Annotated in this window: 15 protein-coding genes; 10 read left to right on the top strand and 5 right to left on the bottom strand. The window is 61.4% G+C overall.

Annotated elements, in window-relative coordinates:
• Positions 1–224: 224 nt before the first annotated feature.
• Positions 225–1,463 carry a CNNM domain-containing protein gene (locus tag dmul_RS01655; protein ID WP_020878395.1) on the bottom strand — a complete coding sequence of 413 codons (1,239 nt, stop codon included), beginning with the start codon at positions 1,461–1,463 and terminating at the stop codon, positions 225–227.
• A gap of 557 nt (positions 1,464–2,020) precedes the next feature.
• Here dmul_RS01655 and uvrA point away from each other — a divergent pair.
• Genes uvrA through ybaK form a run of 4 tightly spaced genes read left to right on the top strand, consistent with a single transcriptional unit; the run spans position 2,021 to position 6,433 of the window.
• Positions 2,021–5,026, top strand: a complete 3,006-nt coding sequence (gene uvrA / locus dmul_RS01650; RefSeq protein WP_020878397.1) for an excinuclease ABC subunit UvrA — start codon at positions 2,021–2,023, stop codon at positions 5,024–5,026.
• Positions 5,023–5,271: an RNA-binding S4 domain-containing protein gene (locus dmul_RS01645; protein WP_020878398.1), complete on the top strand. Its 249-nt coding sequence runs from the start codon at positions 5,023–5,025 to the stop codon at positions 5,269–5,271. Before uvrA ends, dmul_RS01645 begins: the two co-directional genes overlap by 4 nt.
• 21 nt (positions 5,272–5,292) lie before the next feature.
• Positions 5,293–5,925: a LysE family translocator gene (locus dmul_RS01640; RefSeq protein WP_020878399.1), complete on the top strand. Its 633-nt coding sequence runs from the start codon at positions 5,293–5,295 to the stop codon at positions 5,923–5,925.
• Positions 5,926–5,944: 19 nt separating this feature from the next.
• Positions 5,945–6,433 carry a Cys-tRNA(Pro) deacylase gene (ybaK, locus tag dmul_RS01635; RefSeq protein WP_020878400.1) on the top strand — a complete coding sequence of 163 codons (489 nt, stop codon included), beginning with the start codon at positions 5,945–5,947 and terminating at the stop codon, positions 6,431–6,433.
• Positions 6,434–6,492: 59 nt separating this feature from the next.
• Here ybaK and glnE read toward each other — a convergent pair whose 3' ends face one another.
• Positions 6,493–9,381, bottom strand: coding sequence for a bifunctional [glutamate--ammonia ligase]-adenylyl-L-tyrosine phosphorylase/[glutamate--ammonia-ligase] adenylyltransferase (glnE, locus tag dmul_RS01630; RefSeq protein WP_020878401.1), 2,889 nt, complete (start codon positions 9,379–9,381; stop codon positions 6,493–6,495).
• A gap of 633 nt (positions 9,382–10,014) precedes the next feature.
• On the opposite strand from glnE, the gene ade reads away from it, so the two are divergent.
• Both ade and mtnA read left to right on the top strand, forming a co-directional pair.
• Entirely contained in the window at positions 10,015–11,727 is a 1,713-nt protein-coding gene (gene ade, locus dmul_RS01620; RefSeq protein ID WP_020878633.1) for an adenine deaminase, read from the top strand.
• Between the two features lie 166 nt (positions 11,728–11,893).
• Positions 11,894–12,994: an S-methyl-5-thioribose-1-phosphate isomerase gene (mtnA, locus tag dmul_RS01615; RefSeq protein ID WP_020878632.1), complete on the top strand. Its 1,101-nt coding sequence runs from the start codon at positions 11,894–11,896 to the stop codon at positions 12,992–12,994.
• Between the two features lie 23 nt (positions 12,995–13,017).
• Here the strand turns inward: mtnA and dmul_RS01610 are convergent, their stop codons facing one another.
• Both dmul_RS01610 and dmul_RS01605 read right to left on the bottom strand, forming a co-directional pair.
• A complete protein-coding gene (locus tag dmul_RS01610; RefSeq protein WP_020878631.1) occupies positions 13,018–13,566 on the bottom strand; it encodes a DUF2889 domain-containing protein in 549 nt (182 codons plus the stop codon).
• Between the two features lie 362 nt (positions 13,567–13,928).
• Entirely contained in the window at positions 13,929–14,513 is a 585-nt protein-coding gene (locus dmul_RS01605) for a GNAT family N-acetyltransferase (protein WP_020878630.1), read from the bottom strand.
• A gap of 555 nt (positions 14,514–15,068) precedes the next feature.
• Here dmul_RS01605 and dmul_RS01600 point away from each other — a divergent pair.
• The 4 genes from dmul_RS01600 (at position 15,069) to dmul_RS01585 (ending at position 19,137) form a co-directional block, all read left to right on the top strand.
• Positions 15,069–16,304 (top strand): methionine adenosyltransferase, encoded by a 1,236-nt coding sequence (locus dmul_RS01600; protein ID WP_020875843.1) that lies wholly within the window; start codon positions 15,069–15,071, stop codon positions 16,302–16,304.
• Between the two features lie 110 nt (positions 16,305–16,414).
• A complete protein-coding gene (locus dmul_RS01595; protein WP_078081169.1) occupies positions 16,415–17,050 on the top strand; it encodes a TetR/AcrR family transcriptional regulator in 636 nt (211 codons plus the stop codon).
• A 27-nt stretch (positions 17,051–17,077) separates the two neighbouring features.
• Positions 17,078–17,641 (top strand): cytochrome c3 family protein, encoded by a 564-nt coding sequence (locus tag dmul_RS01590; protein ID WP_020875841.1) that lies wholly within the window; start codon positions 17,078–17,080, stop codon positions 17,639–17,641.
• Positions 17,642–17,745: 104 nt separating this feature from the next.
• Positions 17,746–19,137: a multiheme c-type cytochrome gene (locus dmul_RS01585; RefSeq protein WP_020875840.1), complete on the top strand. Its 1,392-nt coding sequence runs from the start codon at positions 17,746–17,748 to the stop codon at positions 19,135–19,137.
• A gap of 140 nt (positions 19,138–19,277) precedes the next feature.
• On the opposite strand, the gene dmul_RS01580 is transcribed toward dmul_RS01585, so the two are convergent.
• Positions 19,278–21,161 carry an ATP-dependent helicase gene (locus tag dmul_RS01580; RefSeq protein WP_020875839.1) on the bottom strand — a complete coding sequence of 628 codons (1,884 nt, stop codon included), beginning with the start codon at positions 21,159–21,161 and terminating at the stop codon, positions 19,278–19,280.
• Positions 21,162–21,169: the final 8 nt, after the last annotated feature.

The raw sequence follows: 21,169 nt of genomic DNA, 5'->3' as shown, positions 1-21,169 counted from the left end.
AACCGCTCTCAGACAGGTGCTGATGTCGTTTTTCAGTGTAAAATCAGAAGAGGGGCGTTGAAACGGCTTGGAGAGTTCAAACTCGACATTCGACTTTCATAGGCCGGTGCTATCCGGTCTCACCATCATGAAAGTGGAAAATTGAATTCGAATTTATTGCGAGGGGGCTCAGGGGGGGATTTGAGCAGCCCCTTTCGCTCCGCCGTCGGCATGGCGGCATGACCTTACAGCGGGGAGTCCTCCGGGTCCGACGAATCGTCGGTGTCCGGCGATATAGACGGCGCGTTGTAGGCTTCCAGGCCCAGGGCACGGGCCCGCTTTTCCCATTGCTGCCGGGCCAGCGCCTGCATGTCCTCGACCCGGTCCATCTCGTCGACGATCTCCATGCCCAGGAGCGTTTCCACCACGTCCTCGAGGGTCACCAACCCGACGGTGGCCCCAAAAGCGTCGGCCACGAGAGCGATGTGGCGACGATGGTCGAGGAGATATTCCAGGAGGCCGGAGAGGGGCATATCGTCGGGGACGGTCGTGATCTCACGCTTCAGGCTTTCCAGGCGGACATCCCCCTGCCCCCGGAATTTTGAGAGCAGCATGTCGTCCTTCAGAACAAACCCGGTGATGTCGTCGCGATCCTTCCGGTAGATCGGCAGGCGCGAGAACGGGAGGGCGTCGTCGGCCGCCAGGGCCTCCGTGACCGTCATGTTCTCGCGAAGACCCTGCATCACCGTTCGCGGGGTCATGATATCCCGGGCCTTGAGGGAGCCGAACCGGAACAGGTTCCGGATGATCCGGGATTCGCGTTTGTCGAGCTGTCCGATCTGCTCCCCGATGCCGGCCATAGCGATGAACTCGTCGCGGCTGAACACATGCACCGCCTTCCGGCGGGCGATGAGACGGGTCAGCCCCTCCGATATCCAGATCAGGGGATAGAGAATCGAGATCAGTGCCCTCACGAAGAGCGCCGTGACCCCCGCCAGCCTCTGCCAGTAAACGGCACCGAGGGTCTTGGGAATGATCTCGGAGAGGAACAGGATCATCAATGTCATGACGGCGGAGAAAACACCGAACCATGCCGCGCCGAAGACGTCGGCGGCCTTGGCGCCGGCACCGATGGCGCCGACCGTGTGGGCGATGGTGTTCAACGTCAGAATGGCGGCCAGGGACTGATCGATTCTGTCCTGCTTCAACCGTCGGAGCAGGGCCGCAAGCCTTGGTCTGCGCGCTTTCTGTCCGAGGATGTAAGACGGCGTGATGCTGAGCAGGACCGCCTCCGCCACCGAACAGAGAAAGGAGAAGAACAGAGCGAGCAGCACATAGGTCACGAGAAGAACAGCGTCCATATGGGTATTTGAAGCACCGGCGACATCCCCGCTTCCCGGGCTTGCCGCCATGACCGCCCCGGCTCCGATCACCACGCCGGCAACACCCGCCGGCAGGAGGTATCCGCAATGCATTCGCTTCATTCCGCCGCCTTTCCGAGCTTCATGAGACTTGCGAAGACTTCCTGAACCCGCCTCCGGCGGTACTGCAGCCCCTGAACGCCTTGGAAAATCAGCAGAGTCGCCGTTTCCATCCTCCAAATCCACCTTGATCTCCTTTCCCTTGTTTACGACGTTGTCAACATCTTATCATAACGCAACTTCCGACTTTGATGGGCCGGTGTCATCCGGCCACCATCATGAACGTCGAAAATTAACTTTTCTATATACCATTGGAACGGATAGACCTGTAGTTTTTTTGATGCCGCACCCCAAAAGATTTTTGACGGTGCATGCCGTTTTCGGCGTCGAGCGATAACGGATGCCCTTATCGGCGGAATCCGCTACGGTGATCAAAATCAGGTTGAAGACGCCGTGTCAACATCAAAAACTCCCTTATTCCCACAATAATCCGGGGTGCGACGCCGGAAGATCCTCCGGACCGGTCTTCTTGCCGCCCCCTCTTGAAAAATCCGAAAAAGCCCTCATTATATCCCTTGTCCGATGATCAGCAATAACGTCCCGAGACACAAAAGGTAATTATGAAACAAAGCTTAAAGTCCACGCCTTCCGCCCCACCAGCCCCGGCCGAAAGGCCGACCCCTTTCTCCATACGCCGCAAGCCTCTCCCGGCATCCGGGGAACTGGAGGCCATCATCGTCAAGGGCGCGCGGGAACACAATCTCAAGAACATCGACGTGGAGCTGCCCAAGAAAAAGCTCATCGTCTTCACCGGGGTCTCGGGTTCGGGCAAGTCGAGCCTCGCCTTCGACACCATCTTTGCCGAGGGCCAGCGCCGATACGTGGAGTCCCTCTCCGCCTATGCCCGCCAGTTCATCGGCCAGATGGAGAAACCCCGCTACGACACCATCCGGGGGCTTTCACCCACCATCTCCATCGAGCAGAAATCGGCGAGCAAGAACCCCCGCTCCACCGTGGGCACCATCACCGAGATCTACGATTACCTCCGGGTCCTCTTCGCCCGGATCGGCGAACAGTACTGTTACCGGTGCGGCAGTCGCGTCGGCCGGGGGGATGCCCAGAGCATGGTGAACCAGATCATGGAGATCCCGCCCGGAGCCAAAATTCTGATCCTCGCGCCGGTGATCGACAACCGCAAGGGGGAGCACCGGAAGATTTTTCAGGATCTGGCCGCCGACGGGTTCGCCCGGGTCCGGGTCAACGGCGTGGTGCGGGATCTGGAGGACATCCAGGGCCTGGAGAAGCACAAGAAACACACCATCGAGGTGGTGGTGGACCGGCTCTCGGTCAAGGACGACGAGGCCTTCCGGAAGCGGCTGACCGATTCGGTGGAGACGGCGCTGCGCCTGGGCCGGGGGCGGCTCGTCGTCCATGTCCTGGGTCGGGAGGATCTCAGGATGAGCGAAGCCCGTTCCTGCTGCGGCATCGCCTATCCCGAGCTCGATCCGCCCCTCTTCTCGTTCAACTCCCCCCAGGGCATGTGCCCGGACTGCAACGGCATCGGCAGCGAGCTTTCCATGGACCCCGAAAAAATCGTTCCGGACAAGACCCTCTCCATCCGGCAGGGTGCCGTCATTCCCTGGCGCGGCTATTTCATGAAAAACGACAACGGCAGCCGGTCCTGGGGGCTCAACAAGCTCACCGCCATGTCGCGCCGGTGGGGCATCGATTTCGACACCCCGTGGGAGAAGCTTCCCAAACAGCAGCGGGATCTCATGCTCTACGGCTCGAAGGGGCGGGAAATGAAAGTCCGATGGGATTCCGAGAAGATCCAGGGCGACATCACCATGGCATGGGAGGGCGAGGTCAACGCGCTCATGCGCCGCTACCTCCAGACCCAGTCCGAGGGCCAGAAGCGGTGGTACGCCGGGTTCATGTCCGAGAATCCGTGCCGCACCTGCAAGGGCCGCAGGCTCAAGCCGGAGGTCCTGGGCGTCCGGGTCGGCGGACGGTCCATCATCGAGATCACGGAGATGACCGTTAGCGAGGCCCACGCCTTTCTGAGCAGCTTAGAGCTCACCGGCAACCGGAAGCTCATCGCCGAGGAACTCCTGAAGGAGATCGTCGGCCGACTGGGCTTTCTGCTCAACGTGGGGCTCGACTACCTCTCCCTCGACCGCAAGGGACCGACCCTCTCCGGCGGCGAATCCCAGCGCATCCGACTGGCATCCCAGGTGGGCTCGGAGTTGACGGGGGTTCTCTACATCCTCGACGAACCCTCCATCGGTCTCCACCAGCGGGACAACATCAAGCTCCTGGAGACCCTTCAGCACCTGCGGGACATCGGCAACACCCTCATCGTCATCGAGCACGACCAGGAAACGATGGAAGCCTCGGACTGGATCGTGGACATCGGGCCGGGGGCCGGACTCCTGGGGGGACGGATCGTCGCCCAGGGCGCGCCCGAAGAGATCCGGAACAACCCCGTCTCCCTGACCGGGCGATACCTGGCCGGCGTCGAGCGGATTCCCGTCCCCCAGAGGCGGCGCAGCCCCGGGGAGACCGGCAATCACTGGATCGTGGTCAAGGGCGCCGCCGAGAACAACCTGGCCGGCATCACGGCGAAGATCCCTCTGGGGCTTCTGGTGGCGGTCACCGGCGTCTCCGGCGCCGGCAAATCGACCCTCGTCAACCAGATCCTCTACCCGGCCCTGGCCAGGCACCTCCACCAGTCCGCCCTGGAGGTGGGAAAACATCGGTCCGTCGAGGGGCTCGACCATCTCAACAAGGTCATCAACATCGACCAGAAGGCCATCGGCCGGACTCCCCGGAGCAACCCGGCCACCTACACCAAGGTCTTCGACCCCATCCGGGACTTTTTCGCCCTCCTGCCCGAGTCCCGGGCGCGGGGGTACAAAAAGGGGCGCTTCTCCTTCAACGTCAAGGGCGGACGATGCGAGGCCTGCAGCGGCGACGGGTACATCAAGGTGGAGATGCACTTTCTGGCCGACGTCTACGTCCCCTGCGAAACCTGCCGGGGGAAACGCTTCAACGAGGCGACCCTCCAGGTAAAGTACAAGGGGCACACCATCGCGGACGTCCTCGACCTGTCGGTGCGCGAGGCCCGGGAGCTCTTCGCCGGACACCCCCGGATCGTCCACATCCTCGTCACCCTCATGGACGTGGGCCTGGGCTACGTCAAGCTGGGCCAGTCGGCCACGACGCTCTCGGGCGGCGAGGCCCAGCGCATCAAACTGGCCCGGGAGCTGGCCAGGCGGGACACGGGAAAAACCCTCTACATTCTGGACGAACCCACCACCGGCCTCCATTTCCAGGACATCCGGATGCTTCTTCAGGTTCTCCAGCGCCTCGTGGACGGCGGCAACACGGTGGTCGTCATCGAGCACAACCTGGACGTCATCAAAACGGCCGACTGGATCCTCGACCTGGGTCCCGAGGGCGGGAGCGCCGGCGGCCGGATCACGGCCCAGGGCCCACCGGAGAAAGTGGCCCGATCACACGGGAGTTACACCGGATATTTTCTGAGGGAAGTGCTGGACGGCCGTATGCCCGATGCCGGGGCGGCCGTATCGAGAACATCAACACCACAAAGGAGTGTCCCGTGAACACGAAACACCACGAGCCGACCGCCGTTCCCGAGATCATCATCGACCGGGAGCCCATCGAGCTCTACAAGATCCTCAAGATGGAAAACTGGGTCGCATCGGGCGGAGAGGCCAAGTTCGCCATTGCGGACGGGCAGGTTCTGGTCAATAATGCGGTGGAGACCCGGAAACGGAAAAAAATCTTTTCCGGAGACACGGTGGCATTTGCCGGCCGCCGGATTCAGATCCGCCTGAAACCGGCTTGACCTGATCAGGAAAGACCCATAATGGATCCCCAATTCCGGACCTACCTCATCGCCGTCACCCTGCTCACCCTCACGCCGGGGGTGGACACCCTGCTCATCATCCGCAACGCCGGCCGCGGCGGCTGGCGGGACGGCGCCGTCAGCAGCTTCGGCATCTGCACGGGCCTTTTCGTCCACGCCGCGGTGTCGGCCGTGGGCATCTCCGTCATCCTTCTCCAGTCGGCCCTGGCCTTCAGCGTCCTGAAGCTGGCGGGGGCCGGCTACCTGATCTGGCTGGGGGCGGCAAGCCTCCGGCACGCCTGGAAACCCGGCGATACGCCGTCACCGTCCTTCAGGGACGTCCCGCCACTTCGGTTCAGCCCCCGGCGCTCTTTCGTGGAAGGGTTTCTCTCCAACGTCCTCAACCCCAAGGCCGTGGTCTTTTACATGGCCTTCCTGCCCCAGTTCATCGATCCCTCGGGCTCGGCCCTGCGGCAGTCCCTTTTCCTGGCCGGGCTTCATTTCGTCGTCGCCATGGTCTGGCAGTGCTTCCTGGCCCTCATCGTCAACCGCGCCGGGACCTGGCTGAAACGCCGCGCCGTCCATCGGACCTTTGACGGATTGACCGGATCCGTCATGCTGTTCCTGGGCGTCCGGCTGGCCATGGCACGGTAGCCGTCCGGGCGGAGCCGTCATGACCCCGGCGATCAACATACTGAAAAAGCATAAGATCCCACACACGGTGCACGCCTATGTCCACGCCGCCGATACGGATGCCTACGGCCGGGAGGCCGCGAAAGCCCTGGGGGTGCCCCCGGAACGGATGTTCAAGACCCTGGTGGTCTCTCTTCAGGGCGGAAAGCACCCCCTTGCGACGGCCATGGTTCCCGTCTCCGGCCGGCTCGACCTCAAGGCCGTCGCCGCCGCGGCCGGCGCCAAGAAGGCCGCCATGGCCGATCCCGCAGCAGCGGAGCGGGCCACGGGGTATGTGGTGGGCGGCATCAGCCCCCTGGGTCAGAAAAAGCGGCTCCCGATATTCATCGACGCCTCCGCCGCAGCCTTCGAAACCATCTTTTTCAGCGCCGGAAAGCGCGGCCTCCAGATCGAGCTCGCGCCGGGGGATCTGATCCGCCTCTGCCGGGCGGAAACCGTCGACCTCAGGCGCTCCGATACGGCCGGTTGACACCGGCGTTACACGGCCCCACTCCTCTTTTCAGCCGCCATCGGGGATTGAAGCCAACGCTATGACGTACTATCCGTGCCCACATATCGCCGCCAGACCGCCGTCACCCGTTCCCGCAGCTCGATGAACCGGTCATCGGATACCCTGGCGGGTTTTTCCCGAAGGCTCAGCTTATGGCCCATGGACCGATAGGTCAGGTAGGCTTTTCTCAGGAAATAAGCCGTGATCTCATCGATGATTCGGGCGTCGGCCAGGGACCGGATGAGGCGGACGTTATCGGTCCATCTCAGGATCTCGGGCCGGCGGTGGGACTCCAGCAGCACCAGGTACTGGACCAGGAACTCGATGTCCACCATACCCCCCACCCCCTGCTTCAGATCGAACTGTCCGGGCTCGGGCGCCGGAAAGTCTCTTCGCATCCGTGCCCGCATGTCCCGGATCTCCGCCCGAAGGGCCTCCCGATTTCGCGGCTGGGCCAGGATCTCCCGACGGATCTCCTGGAATCGATCCATGAGCCGGGGGTCGCCGACGATGGGCCTGGCCCGGACCAGAGCCTGTTTCTCCCAGGTCCATGCCTCGTTCAACTGATACTCCCGGAAGCCCGACACCGAAGACACCAGGATGCCGGCGGCCCCGCTGGGCCTGAGCCGCATGTCCACCTCGTAAAGCCGACCGGCGGCCGTATGGGTGGAGAGCATGTGGAGGACCCGTTGCCCAAGACGGCTGTAAAAGGTGGTGGTGTCCACGGGCTGCCGGCCGTCGCTGAGTCCGCCGACGCCCGAATGGAGGAATACGAGATCGAGATCCGAATCATAACCCAGCTCGAGCCCGCCCAGCTTGCCGTAGGCGATGACTGCAAAGCCCCGCTCTCCGGGAAGGAGCGGCGGATCGCACGGGGGTGTCCCGTGCCGTTCGAACAGGTGAACCGCCGACATCTCCACGACCCGGCGCAGCACCGTCTCGGCGATGTCGGACAAATGATCGCTGACCCGCATCAGGGGGATGGCGTTGGTGATGTCGGCGGCGGCCACCTTGAGGGTGTTTATCTGGCGGAAGAGACGCAGAGCGTCCATATGGCCCTCGAGATCGTCGGGGTCGCTTTTGGCCTGGTTGCGCGCGAGGGATGCCTCCAGCTCGGAGCGCTCCGGAGGGAGGTAAAGGGTCCTGGCGTCCAGCAGCTCGTCCATGAGCACCGGCTGGCGTGCCAGAAGCCGCATGATCCAGGCGCTGGTGTCGGCCAGCCGAATAAGATGGTCCAGGGCATGGGGGTTCTCCAGGAGCAAGGCCACGTAGCTGGTCCGTCGACGGATGGCACGGATCAGATCGATAGTCCGCTCCAAGGCGATGCAGGAATCATCGGTCCGCCCGGCCCCGGCGATCACCAGGGGCATGAGGCGGGTGATCCGATCCCGTCCCTCCCTGCTGAGAACCTGATCGCCGAGCTCATCCCGGAAGGATTTGATGCACCTGAAAGCGGCTTCGGGATCGTCGTAACCCGCGGATTGGAGAATGGACCGTATGTCGGCGTCATCCCGGGGACGATCCCATATCTCGGCCAGAGGCTCCGCCGCCGCATCCTTCTCAGGCGCGCTCTCCTCCATCTTGAGAAGACTGTTGAAATGACCGTGGACCGCCGCCCTATAGGCGTCCAGGCAGTCATAAAACGAAGCCCATCCGTCGAAGCCCATGGCCGCGGCAAGGCGTGCCCGCCCCGGTTCATCCTTCGGCAGTACATGGGTCTGGGCGTCGTTGACGGCCTGAAGGCGATGCTCGACCCGGCGCAGAAAGATATAGGCTTCCTGAAGGGTCCTGCAGGTCTCGGGGGCAATGCAGCCTTCCTGCACCAGCAGGCTCAACACCGTGTAAATCCGCCGCTCCTGAAGGGCGGGAACGACGCCGCCCCGGATGAGCTGAAAGATCTGACCGAAAAATTCCACCTCCCGAATGCCGCCCGGTCCCAATTTGATGTTGTCGGCCATGCCCTTGCGCTTCACCTCGAGGGCGATCATCTGTTTCATCTCCCGCAGGGACTCGAATACCCCGAAATCAAGGTACCGGCGATAGATGAAGGGCCGGAGGGCGGCGGCAAGGCGGTCGCCGGCGGCAAAATCGCCGGCCAACGGACGGGCCTTGATCCAGGCATACCGTTCCCACTCCCGCCCCTGTTCCTGATAGTAGGTTTCCATGGCATCGAACCCCATGGCCAGGGGCCCGGATTCCCCGTAGGGACGGAGGTTCATGTCGACCCGGAAGACCATGCCGTCGGCGGTGTTCGCCCCCAGCACATGGATGAGACGGCGGGAGAGCCGGATGAAAAATTCCTCGTTGGTGACGATCCGGGGGCCGCCCCGGGTCTCGCCGGATTCGGGATAAGCGAAGATCAGATCGATGTCCGAAGAAAAGTTGAGTTCTCGGGCCCCCAGCTTTCCCATACCGAAAACCACCAGCTTCTGGGCGTGTCCCTCGCCGTCCATGGGTGTGCCGAGAGCGACGCAATGCCGGTCATAGAGGCATGACAGGGCGGCCGCGATGCAGCCCTCGGCCAGAGAGGACAGGTCCGCCATGGTTTCCCAGAGGTCGGCAAGCCCCGACAGGTCCCGAAAGGCGATCCGGGTCATCTCCCTTCGCCTGAAGAGCCGCAGAATCCGCGAGAGGCCCGCCTCGTCCTCGACATCTTCGAGCAGTATTGCGAGGCTTCGGGCGTAAGCCTCCCCATCGTAGCCCCGGAAGAGGTCGCCGCTCTCGAAAAGCGCCGCCGTCATTTCGGGGTTCCGGGTGCAGTTTTTGAGCATGAAGTCGCTGACGGCAAAGGCACGCCTCAGGAATTCGGCCAGTTCGGACGTTATGTATCCCTCGGCGTCGGCATAGGCCGGCGAAGCCCGGAATTCATCCCATCGCTTGTCGGCCTCGCGGGCCAGTTCCTGGGAGAGCACGATCGGATTTGACATTGTCTTTTCACCCCGTTTTTCCTTTGCGTCTTTGCGTCTTTGCGTGAGAATCCTTTTTGACAAGCGCCTTCCGGAGCGAAAAAATGTCTCACGCAAAGCACGCAAAGAACGCCAAGGTTTTTTATCCTTCAGTCTTCAGTCTTCAGTCTTCAGTCTTCAGCCTTCAGCCTTCTGACCTCTGCCTTCCCCCGCTATCCGGTTACCATTGCGAGAGCCGAAAGTTGAATGCATACAGAATCGATTTTCAAAATCGCCGAAGACGACGGACCCGGAATTCGAATCCATCGTGATGTTAAACGGTTAATCTATCATCGAATGCCGGGTCAAACAACGAAAAAGATATCGATTCCCCTTTTCCGGCCGGACATTCCATGGTACAGCATCTTCCTCAACTTTCGACTTTCATAGGCCGGTGCCGGGAGGATACGGCCCGCGCCCCACGCGGTTTCGTTCAAGTGCCGCTAAAGCTTGCTCCGGGGGGCCCGGCCGTATCCTCCCGGCACCGCTTTCCGGTTACCATCATGAAAGTCGAAAGTTGAGATCTTCATTATGCGAGCGCTGAACACGCTCTTGTGCACAGGGAACCCGTCAGGATGCCGGCCGTTCCCGACCGAACAGTCCCAAGGAGGTTTTATGGATGCTCAGAGGCTCATCCAGTGCGCGCGAGGGGATCGACAGGCAGACCTGCTCTTGAAGAACGGCCGAATGATCGATGTCCTCTCGGGCCGGATCGAAAACGTGGATATCGCGGTGATCGACGGCCGCATCGCCGGATTCGGCGATTACGCCGCCGACACCGTCGTCAACCTGAGCGGAAGCTTTGTCGCCCCGGGCTTTATCGACGCCCACCTCCACATCGAGAGCGCCATGGCCTCGGTTACCGAGTTCGCGCGGGCGGTGGTGCCCCTGGGCGTCACCACCGTCGTCGCCGACCCCCATGAAATCGCCAACGTCCTCGGCGTCGAAGGCATCCGCTACATGCTGGCGGCAGCCGAAAACCAGCCCCTGGGCGTCTACTACACCCTCCCCTCCTGCGTACCGGCGACGGCCATGGAGACGGCCGGGGCAGCCCTCGGCGTCCGGGAGCTCTCCCGGTTCATGGGTGAGGAGCGCATCCGTGCCCTGGCTGAAATGATGAACTTCCCGGGAGTCGTGGCGGGAGATCCCGCTGTTCTGGGAAAAATCGCCCTGGCCCGGCAACAGGGAAAACGCGTGGACGGCCACGCGCCGGGTTTGACCGGAAAGCCCCTCGCCGCCTATGTCGCCGCGGGCATCGAAAGCGACCACGAATGCACCACAGCCGCCGAGGCCCGCGAGAAGCTGGCCATGGGCATGCACATTATGATCCGGGAGGGAACCGGCGCACGAAACCTCGATGCCTTGTTTCCCGTCATCAACGAAAAGACCATGGACCGCATGATGTGGTGCACCGACGACCGACACCCCCATGATATTCTCGCGGAAGGTCATGTCGATCACATCATCCGAAGCGCCGTCGCACTGGGGCTCGATCCCGTCTCGGCCATCCGGATGGGCACCCTGCACCCCGCCCGCTATTTCGGCCTCCACGACGTCGGCGCACTCACCCCCGGCCGCCGGGCCGACATGGTGATCTTTCCGGATCTCCGCGCCCCCCGGGCCGAGGCCGTCTACGTCGGGGGGCGCCTGACCGCCGAGAAGGGCAACATGCGTCCGGAAATTCCCCGTCCGTTGTCCGCCGGGCTCCCTCCGTCCATGCACATCGCGCCGGACACCGTCGATTTCGCCCTTCCCGCCCAGGGCCGTCGCATCCGGGTCATCGATGTGATTCCCGACCAGTTGGTTACGGGGCAGTCCGTCCTGGACGCGACAATCCGGGACGGCATGGCCGTGGCCGACCCCTCGCGGGACATCCTCAAGATCGCCGTGGTCGAGCGATATACGGGAAAGGGCGGGACCGGTCTGGGATTCGTCCGGGGATTCGGCCTGCGCCGGGGCGCCCTGGCTTCGAGCGTGGCCCATGACAGTCACAACATCATCGTTGTCGGTACCGACGACAAGGCGATGAAAACCGCCCTCGAGGCCGTCGTTCGAATGGGCGGCGGCCTCTGTGCCGCCTTTGAACGGGATGTTCGCGCGGCCCTGCCCCTGCCCATCGCCGGGCTGATGTCCCCCGAGCCCATGACCGTCATCCGGGATCGGCTCGACGACCTGATCGCAGCGGCCGCGGCTATGGGCGGAACCCTCCGCGATCCCTTCATGACCCTCAGCTTTCTGGCCCTGCCGGTGATTCCCGAACTGAAGCTCACCGATATGGGACTGGTGGATGTGGGACGATTTGAGGTGGTGCCCTTGTTTGTGGAATAAAAAAAGGCTGAAGGCTGAAGGATAAAAAAACCTTTGCGTGCTTTGCGTGAGATATTTTTTCGCTCCGGAAGACGCTTGTCAAAAAAGATTCTCACGCAAAGCACGCAAAAATACCTGCCTTCAGTCTTCAGCCTTCAGCCTAAACCCCTTATTTGAGGTGAACCATATGTTAGTCGATGGAAAAGAGATGCGGCCTATATGGCTGGATGGGGATCACCGCACGGTGAAGGTCATCGATCAGCGCCTGCTGCCCCACGATGTCGTGATCATGGATCTCAGGACTCTGGACGAGATTATCTACGCCATCCAGGAGATGGTGGTGCGCGGCGCCCCCCTCATCGGCGCCACGGCGGCCTACGGCGTCTACCTGATCGTCCTCAACGCCCCGGATCCGTCGGTGCCGGAGGACTATCTCACGGCGGAAAGCGAACGGCTCAAGGCGGCGCGCCCCACGGCGGTGAACCTGGCATGGGCCGTGGACCGGATGGTTCCCGCCGTTCGCACGGCGAAAACGCCCGGGGAAAAACGCTCGGCGGCCCTTGCCGCGGCCGATGAGATCATTCAGCTCGAGGCAGACAACTGCCGTCGAATCGGCGAGCACGGGGTCGCCCTGATCCGGGAACTCCGGGACCGGAAAAACGGCGGCACCGTCAACCTCCTGACCCACTGCAACGCGGGGTGGCTCGCCTGCGTAGAGTACGGAACGGCCACAGCGCCGATGTACGTGGCCCGCGAGCAGGGGATCGACATCCATGTCTGGGTCGACGAAACCCGACCCCTCAACCAGGGCGCAAGGCTCACGGCCTGGGAGTTGGGCAAGGCCGGCATCCCCCACACGGTCATCACCGACAACGCCGGCGGTCACCTGATGCAGCACGGCCTCGTGGACATGGTCATCACCGGCACCGACCGGACCACCTACACCGGCGACGTGGCCAACAAGATCGGCACCTACCTCAAGGCCCTGGCCGCCAGGGATAACGATATCCCCTTTTACGTGGCCCTCCCCTCCACCACCTTCGACTGGACCCTTACCGACGGCATCCGGGAGATTCCCATCGAAGAGCGGGATCCGGACGAAGTCCGGTATATTCAGGGATCCGACGGCGGCGAGTTGCGAAACGTTCTGGTGCCGCCCAAAGACAGCCCGGCGGCCAACTACGCCTTCGACGTCACCCCCGCCCGGCTGGTGACCGGATTCATTACCGAACGCGGCATCTGCCGCGCCACGGCCGGGGACATCAGGCGGCTATTTCCCGAACGGTGAGACGAGGCGGATGCGCCGCCGCCTCATTTTCGGGTTGTCCTGACCCCTTTGGCTGCCCACGGGCCGTCATCACGCCAGGCCCAGCAGGAGTTTTTAAGCTTCTCCAGCATGCCGGCATAGACCTCGGGATCGATCGGCTTTCTGATCCTGGCACTCCAGGCGCCCTGGAAGACGGCCGGGGCCATGGCCGCCAGCAGCTCCTGGAGATGCGTACACCCCGTTTCCCGCCCCACCAGTTTCCTGACCCGGGAGGTGAACCCGGCGGCAATGCGCATGCCTTTGATGGGGGTAAGGCACTCCCGCACTTCCTGGCAGACCGCGTGGGGCGCCGTGGGCATCTCCACTGCCACGTCGACAATCACCAGTTCCGGGATCTGTAATTCCATGCGGATGATCATGTGATGAACGGTATACGGCGGACGCATCTCACCGGTGGGCAGGTATGAGTCGAGGTGACGCTCATCCTTCAGGGAACCCTCGACGATAATCGTGTCGGGCCCGCCCTCGTAGACGGCGGTATGGATGCTGCGGCTGTGGATCTTTTTCTGTCGCGTCTTGTCCAGGCTAATCACGAACCTTCAAACTCCTTTTCATTTCTCGGATTTTTGAAAAAATATTACTCAACTTTCGACTTTCACGATCGTGACTGGATAGAGACTGAAGGCCGAAGACTGAAGACTGAAGACTGAAGACTGAAGGAGGATAAGCACTCCCGTTTGTTACGGGGGCATTCCTCTGACCTTCAGCCTTAACTTTCGGCTTTCAATATGGTGACCGGAAAGAGGTGTCGGGAGGATACAGCCTATCTAAGTCGAAAGTCGATTTCGATTATAAAATCCAATGCTCATATTTCTGTTCTTTTCTCTCAATAACGGTTGTGCCGCGACAAGTCAACGATCTTCTTCCATGACCCCGGACAAGCGCCGGAAGGACATCATTCATCCATGTTCACAACCTTCGGCGGACAGGGAATAAACCGCAGGAGCCTTCTTTTCACGAATTTCCGGCGGATGCGGAACCCTGCCTTGAGGTGCAGCCCGACCGAAATTTCCCAGTCCTCGTACATCCCCGAAACCAGGGTATGGCAGCCCATCTCCCGAAGGCATTCCATCAGGGATCCCAGGAGATAGGACCCCACGCCCCTTCCCTGGTGATCCGGAAAGACGAAAATATAGACCAGGTAAGCGATGCCGGGATCCAGATGAAGGGTGTGCAGGAGATCCAGGGGATAGTCCCGGAAGGTGACCCAAGCAAAGGCGCAGATGCGCTCCGAACGCTCCAGCAACAGAAACCGATCGCCCCGCTCGAGGGCCCGGTCCAGAAAATCCGCACCCTTGACAAACCCCTGAAAGGCCGCCAGGACGAACATATCCCCCGAGCCGGCCCAGCGTCGGGAAAATGCGATATCCGGCTCGACGACGGTGATCGGGGCCGTCAGATCCCGGACCAGCTCGATCCAGGCGGCGGACCGTTCGGGCCTGCGATAGAGGCCCTCGATGATGTGACGCAGAGAAACCATCGCGCACTTTTTCGAAACCGTCTGAAGATCGACTGCTTACGAAAGCATCCGCCTTAATCCATAATCACTCAACTTTCGACTTTCATAGGCCGGTGCCGGGAGGATACAGCCCGCGCCCCACGCGGTTTCGTTCAAGTGCCGCTAAAGCTTGCTCCGGGCGGCCCGGAAACTCGCTTGCGCTCAAACAATCCGGGCCGCTGATCCGCCGCGGCGCTTAATCGGCACTAAAACTCACCGCTGAAGGGGCCCGGGCTGTATCCTCCCGGCACCTCTTTCCGGTTACCATCATGAAAATCGAAAATTGAATAATAAATTATATCGCCGGCTCTGCAAGGATGTCAACACGTCCGTTTATCCATAAAATCTCATTGCTTTTTGGCCGCTCCGGGTATAAATTCGTTTCAGGATTTTCCATGGACGGCCCCAGCCCATTTTCGAGAATCCAACATACAAACGCCGAAATCACCGGAACCCATCCCGTCCACCCCTGGAAATCCGCAACCAACGCCGGACGGCTTGCCGCCGTCACGCAAACGACCGAAGAAGGGAGGCGATATGGGCCGGCCCATGCACGGAAGACCCCACCCCCCGACAGTGGTGATTGAACCATCGCGGTGCAAGCCCGTCGGACGCCGGCGGGTCGAACTGGTGGAGCGTAAGGGCATCGGCCATCCGGACACCATTTGCGATGCGGTCCAGGAGGCGATTTCAGTCGCTCTCTGCCGCGCCTACCAGGAAGAATTCGGGCGGATCCTGCACCACAACATCGACAAGAGCCTTCTGGTGGCGGGATCCAGCACGCCGCGGCCGGGCGGAGGCCGGGTGACGGCCCCCATGCGGATGGTCATCGGGGACCGGGCCACAACGGTCTGCGGAAATCGACGAATCGATGTGGACGCCGTCGTTCGGGCCACGGTCGGGGAATGGTTCCGGAAGCACCTCCGGTTCGTCGATCCGACCGTTCATCTCGTGCTCCAGAACGAACTCAAACCTGGATCCGCTCAGCTCGGCGACATCTTCGATCGTGAGGTGATGGGCGCCAACGACACGTCGGCGGCTGTCGGCTACGCCCCCCTCAGCGAGACGGAAGCCCTCGTGCTGGCGGCGGAACGATTTCTCAACTCGGCGGATTTCAAAAAGCGCTATCCTGAAACCGGGGAGGACGTCAAGGTCATGGCCTGCCGGCGAGACCGCCATTTGACCCTGACGGTCGCCACGGCTTTTGTTGACCGGTTCATTCCCGACAATCGAACCTATTTTTCCCGAAAGGCCGAGATCAAAAGCGTCCTAGAGGCTCACCTGGCGGAGCGCCTGAAGACCATCGACACGGTGACGGTCGACCTCAACTGTCTCGACGACCCCGCCCGGGGGGATGCGGGCATGTATCTGACGGTCCTGGGCACCTCGGCCGAAGGCGCCGACGGCGGCCAGGTGGGACGCGGCAACAAGGTCAACGGTCTGATCCCGCTGAACCGGCCTGTCGGCACCGAAGCAGCGGCCGGGAAAAACCCCACCAGCCACGTGGGCAAAATCTACACGCTGTTCACCCACCGGCTGGCCGGCGAGATCCACGCCCGGGTACCGGGCGTAGAGGAGGTCTATGTCTGGCTTTGCAGCCAGATCGGCCGCCCCATCGATCAGCCGCTGATTGCCTCGGTGGCGCTCTCCCTCGCGGCCGGAACCACCGTGAAAGCGGTCTCCACCGACATCGAAGCCCTCGTCAGGCAGGAGCTCGACGACATTCACGCCTTTACGCAAGCCCTGGCCGAAGGGGCGTTTCCGGTCTGCTGAATTTCCGGTACGCCGACCCGGAAAGGCGGCGATCATCGGAGGCGGATTCCTCCCGTGAAGGAACGCAAAGTCCGAAATATTGGCTTGACAGCCACGACGATCTTTTTTATGTGAATAATTATTCACCTATTTTTCCCATGACAAAACGACGATTCGTCACCGAGATTCGCCAGGATCAGATCGTTGAAGCGGCGTTGGACATCGTTCGCACAGGGGGGACCCGTCGTCTCAGTGTCGCCGCGGTTGCGGCAAAGGTGGGCATCGTACCCTCGGCCGTGTATCGGCACTTCAGAAACAAAGGCGACATCGTCACGTCGGTGTTGCGGCTGATTCGATCGCGTCTGGACGCCCATTTCAAGGCGGTGGAGCGACTGGAGATCGATGCCGTCGACATGCTTCACCGGCTCTTCAACCGTCATATCGCGCTCATTGCCGGCAACAGCGCGATCCCCAGGATCGTCTTTTCCGAGGAGGTCCTCGGCGGTATGCCGGAAAAGCAGGAGGAACTCTACGACATTATCCGTGACGTGCTCGGGCGCGTGGAGTCGATCGTGAGCCACGGGCAAGCTGAAGGCACGATCCGCGGCGATATCTCCGCACGGGATATTGCCGTCGCCTTTTTCGGCATGATCCAGCCGGCCGCCGTCATCTGGCACATCAGCGGAGGAGAGTTTGATCTGATGCGGCATTCCCGAAGCGCCTGGCGACTCTTTTCCGATTCCCTTCAGATTCGTTGCGGACCGTGATTCGAAAACCAATCCAGGGAGGTAAGCATGAAAAAATTCATCATTTCGGCAATCCTCGTGGGTGTCGGCATCGCCATCGCCTTTCCCCTTTTCAGCATCACTTACTACACCATGGTGCGCACCTCCACGCCGGAATTCTGCGCCTCGTGTCACGAAATCAAGCCGGCGGTGACGGCATGGCGCTCCTCCACCCACACCAACAACGCCGCCGGAGTGGTTGTGGACTGTATGGACTGCCATCTCCCCGCCCCCCAGGACACCTTCAACTTCTTTTTTTCCAAGACCTATCACGGCATCAAGGATGTCGCGGCCCATTTTCTCCAGGACGAATACGACCGCGAAAAGGCCCGGGAAGCCGCCTATGCCGCCTTTGACAATGATCAGTGCCAGAAATGTCACCGCAATCTGCTGTACATGCCCACCCAGCGCGGGGCCATGCTGGCCCATCGGTCGGTGGTCCATGCCCGGCCCGGGTATGAAAAGAAATGTGTCGACTGCCATTATGATCTGGTCCACACCGAAAGGGGCGTGATCATGTTTCGCCAGAGCCGGATCATACCGTATCAGGCCAAGGGAATGCGGCAGCTTTGACCCGAGGCCGATATCGGATTTTCACCCTCTGCAACCACTTGAAAATCGTTCAGTTATAACCGTATCACGCTTGTTTTAACCGGCAACAGAAAGGAGCAGTCACCATGAGGCGATCATTGCTGTTTCTCACCACCGGTCTGCTGGTCGTCGGCCTGTTTTTCACCGGCGCGTCGGCCGAACAGCCCAATTTCCCCAAGGCCAAGGAGTACCGCATCGAACGCAGCGTTCCCCCCGAGGCTCAGGCATGCATCGAATGCCACCGGGCCACCACCCCGGGCGTCTTCGCCGACTGGGCCAAAAGCCGCCACGCCAACGCCAACATCACCTGTCTCGACTGTCACCTGGTGCAGCCCGGCGACCGGGACATCGCCCAGGATCACGAAAAATACTACGGGCGCTCCGACATGCCGTGGGGCGAGGCCAAGTACAAGATGCCCGTCGCCGCCATCGTGACGCCCAAAGACTGCTCCCGATGCCACCCCGACGAGGCCCTCCAGTACAGCAAGTCCAAGCACGCCAACACCATCGAGATCATGTGGAAGATCGATCCCTGGCTCAACAAGGGCATGAACTCCGACAACGAGCGCAAGACCGGCTGCTACAACTGTCACGGAACCGTGGTCACAATCGACGATGCCGGCAAGATCGATCCGGCCACATGGCCCAACGTCGGCGTGGGGCGGATCAACCCCGACGGCAGCAAGGGATCCTGCACCTCCTGCCACACCCGCCACCGCTTCTCCGTGGGCGAAGCCCGAATGCCCGAGGCCTGCGACCAGTGCCACCTGGGGCCGGATCATCCCCAGATCGAAATCTACGAGGAATCCAAACACGGCACCATCTACCACGCCTATAAAGACGAATATAACTTCGACGCCGCCGGCGGCACATGGACCCCCGGCCTCGACTATCGCGCGCCCACATGCGCGGCCTGCCACATGTCCGGCTCCGGCAAGGAACCCACCAGCCACGACGTGACCCAGCGGCTCTCCTGGGAAACCCAGGCCCCCCTGACGGTGCGCCCCCAGGATTTCGCGGCATTCCCCTCCGGGACCGACTGGCAGGCGGAGCGGCAGAAAATGAAAAATATCTGCAGCGCCTGCCACGGCGAATCCTGGATCGAGGATTTCTACAATGGGTTCGACAAGGCTGTGGAGGAGTACAACGAGGTTTACTACAAGCCGGCCAAGCAGAAGTTCGACGAGCTCAACGAAAAAGGGCTGCTCGACGCGACCCGGTTTTTCGACGAGCGGCTGGAGGTGGAGTTCTATGAACTCTGGCACCACGAAGGACGCCGGGCGCGCATGGGCACCATGATGATGGCCCCGGACTACGCCTGGTGGCACGGCTTCTACGAGGTCAAGCTGCGCTATAACATTTTCATGGAGGAGGCGAACCACCTCATCGAAACCGGCCAGAAGGCTCACGTCGCCAAGGATTTCCCCAACGCCGTCGGCGATACCCAGAAGCCCCCGGCTGTTTTTGGCAAGCCCTGAGGATCATGAATCATCGCCCGGTGCGCATGACGGTCGGCACCGGGCGCCGCTTTTCACCCCTCACCCCGCCGTTGTCCCGGCATTGACCGCCGGAGACGAAACCCGCACCGGAAGTTCTGGAGACGCCCCCCGGGCAAACCTTAGCCGAGGGCGTCTTCGACCTCCTCACAGAACCGGCTTCGGGCATTGGACTGCCCCCTTCGGTATTCGGCCGATGTAAGATAGAGAAAGCGTTCGGCCCGGGTCATGGCCACATACATGAGCCGCCGCTCCTCCTGGACCCCTTCGGGGGATTCGAGGGACTTCCAGTGGGGGAAGAGATTCTCCTCGCATCCCACGATGAAGACCACCCCGTATTCGAGGCCCTTGCTGGCATGGATCGTGGACAGCTTGACGCCGAGATCCCGCTCGTTCTCGTCCTCCTCCCGGTCCTCATTGACGAGAGAGGCCTCCTGGAGATAATCCACCAGGTGAGTGTGCTGACCCGCGGAATAGATGAGCTGTTTGATGTTCTCTTCCCGGGCGATATAATCCATGGCGTTGCCTTTGGTATATTCCTTCAGGTGCTCCAGATAGTCGAACCGTGAAAGCACCGCATGAACGGCCGTGGCCGGCGCCATGTCCCGGATCTCGTCCAGATGGCCCAGAAGCGTGCTCAGGGCCTTGTGGATCTTGGGGCTCATGACCCGTTCGGCCACCACCTTCCGGGCCGCATCCTGGAGGCTCATCTCTTCGGTACGGACCTGGTTGATCTTTTTGAGCATGCCCGGCCCGATGCCCCGCTTGGGGGTGTTGACGATCCGTTCGAAGGCGACGTCGTCCTTTGGGAAGACGGCGGCGGTGAGATAGCAGTTGATGTCGAGGATCTCCTTGCGCTCGAAGAACCCCTTGGCCCCCATCATCTGGTAGGGAATACGGGAGGCCCGGAAAATCTTCTCGAAGGAAAGGGAACAGAATTTGGTCCGGTAGAGCACCGCCATCTGGTGATAGGGAATCCCCGTCTTCCGGAGGGCCTGGACCTTGCGCCGGACCCAGGCGGCCTCCTGGCCTTCATCGTAAAAATCATGCAGCTCCACCAGCCCGCCCCGCTTTTTGGAGAAGCATTGTTTCTCCATACGCTGCTTGTTGTAGCCGATCAGATCGTTGGCCGCCTGGACGATTTCGTCGACGGACCGATAATTCTGCTCCAGCCGGAAAATCCGCGCGCCGGCGTAAGTCTCGGGGAACGAAAGGAAGTGGTTGACGTTGCTGCCCCTGAAGCCGTATATGGCCTGCCAGTCGTCCCCCACGCAGAAGAGGTTGCCGTTTTTGAGAAAGAGCCGGGTCAACTCCTCCTGGAGATCATTGGAATCCTGGTATTCATCCACCAGAATATATTGAAACAAGGCCTGATACTCCCGACGGATCTCATCATGGTCCCTGAGCAGGTTTCGGGTCAGGAGGAGGATGTTGTCGAAGTCGACGGCGTTGGCCTCCCGGAGGGCTTTTTCATAGGCGGTGTAGAGGGACCGGACCGGAAGGCGGAAGCTTCTGCGGCGGCTGTCGAAATAGCCGTCGGGATTTCCCGAGTTCTTGGCGTGGGAGATCCGGGAAAGCAGGGGCATGACGTGCTTCTTGTCGAAGCCGGCGCCCACGACGATCTCCTTGAACAGCTTCTGCTGCTGGTACCCGGAATAGATCTGCAGAGGGACGGTATAGCCCAGCACCTCGCAGTGCCGTTTCAAAATACGGAAACAGGCGGAGTGATAGGTTCGGACCCAGGGAAACCGGAAGCGGGACAGCCCGGTCAGATCCGCCAGGCGCCGTTTCATCTCGTCGGCGGCCTTGTTGGTGAAGGTGATGGCCAGAATCCGTTCGGGATCGTATCCTTTTTGAATCAGGTAGTCGATTTTGGCGGTCAGGGTCCGGGTCTTGCCCGAACCGGCGCCTGCCACGACCAGAGCCGGCCCCCCCGTGTGCTCCACAGCGGCCTTCTGCTGGGCTGAAAGTTCCATGGCATCCTTTCGGGTAATGTATGTCATCATTTGCCCGC

Origin of the sequence: Desulfococcus multivorans, from assembly GCF_001854245.1 — a bacterium.
GTDB classification, from domain to species: Bacteria; Desulfobacterota; Desulfobacteria; order Desulfobacterales; family Desulfococcaceae; genus Desulfococcus; species Desulfococcus multivorans.
Note: the sequence above shows the minus strand (reverse complement) of the source record. Positions and strands in the feature narration are given on the sequence as shown.

What these genes read in the sequence shown, in the direction of transcription:
- dmul_RS01655 (WP_020878395.1), bottom strand. Translation starts at nt 1,463, where the DNA reads ATGAAGCGAATGCATTGCGGATACCTCCTGCCGGCGGGTGTTGCCGGC.
- uvrA (WP_020878397.1), top strand. Translation starts at nt 2,021, where the DNA reads ATGAAACAAAGCTTAAAGTCCACGCCTTCCGCCCCACCAGCCCCGGCC.
- dmul_RS01640 (WP_020878399.1), top strand. Translation starts at nt 5,293, where the DNA reads ATGGATCCCCAATTCCGGACCTACCTCATCGCCGTCACCCTGCTCACC.
- ybaK (WP_020878400.1), top strand. Translation starts at nt 5,945, where the DNA reads ATGACCCCGGCGATCAACATACTGAAAAAGCATAAGATCCCACACACG.
- glnE (WP_020878401.1), bottom strand. Translation starts at nt 9,381, where the DNA reads ATGTCAAATCCGATCGTGCTCTCCCAGGAACTGGCCCGCGAGGCCGAC.
- ade (WP_020878633.1), top strand. Translation starts at nt 10,015, where the DNA reads ATGGATGCTCAGAGGCTCATCCAGTGCGCGCGAGGGGATCGACAGGCA.
- mtnA (WP_020878632.1), top strand. Translation starts at nt 11,894, where the DNA reads ATGTTAGTCGATGGAAAAGAGATGCGGCCTATATGGCTGGATGGGGAT.
- dmul_RS01605 (WP_020878630.1), bottom strand. Translation starts at nt 14,513, where the DNA reads ATGGTTTCTCTGCGTCACATCATCGAGGGCCTCTATCGCAGGCCCGAA.
- dmul_RS01600 (WP_020875843.1), top strand. Translation starts at nt 15,069, where the DNA reads ATGGGCCGGCCCATGCACGGAAGACCCCACCCCCCGACAGTGGTGATT.
- dmul_RS01590 (WP_020875841.1), top strand. Translation starts at nt 17,078, where the DNA reads ATGAAAAAATTCATCATTTCGGCAATCCTCGTGGGTGTCGGCATCGCC.
- dmul_RS01585 (WP_020875840.1), top strand. Translation starts at nt 17,746, where the DNA reads ATGAGGCGATCATTGCTGTTTCTCACCACCGGTCTGCTGGTCGTCGGC.
- dmul_RS01580 (WP_020875839.1), bottom strand. Translation starts at nt 21,161, where the DNA reads ATGATGACATACATTACCCGAAAGGATGCCATGGAACTTTCAGCCCAG.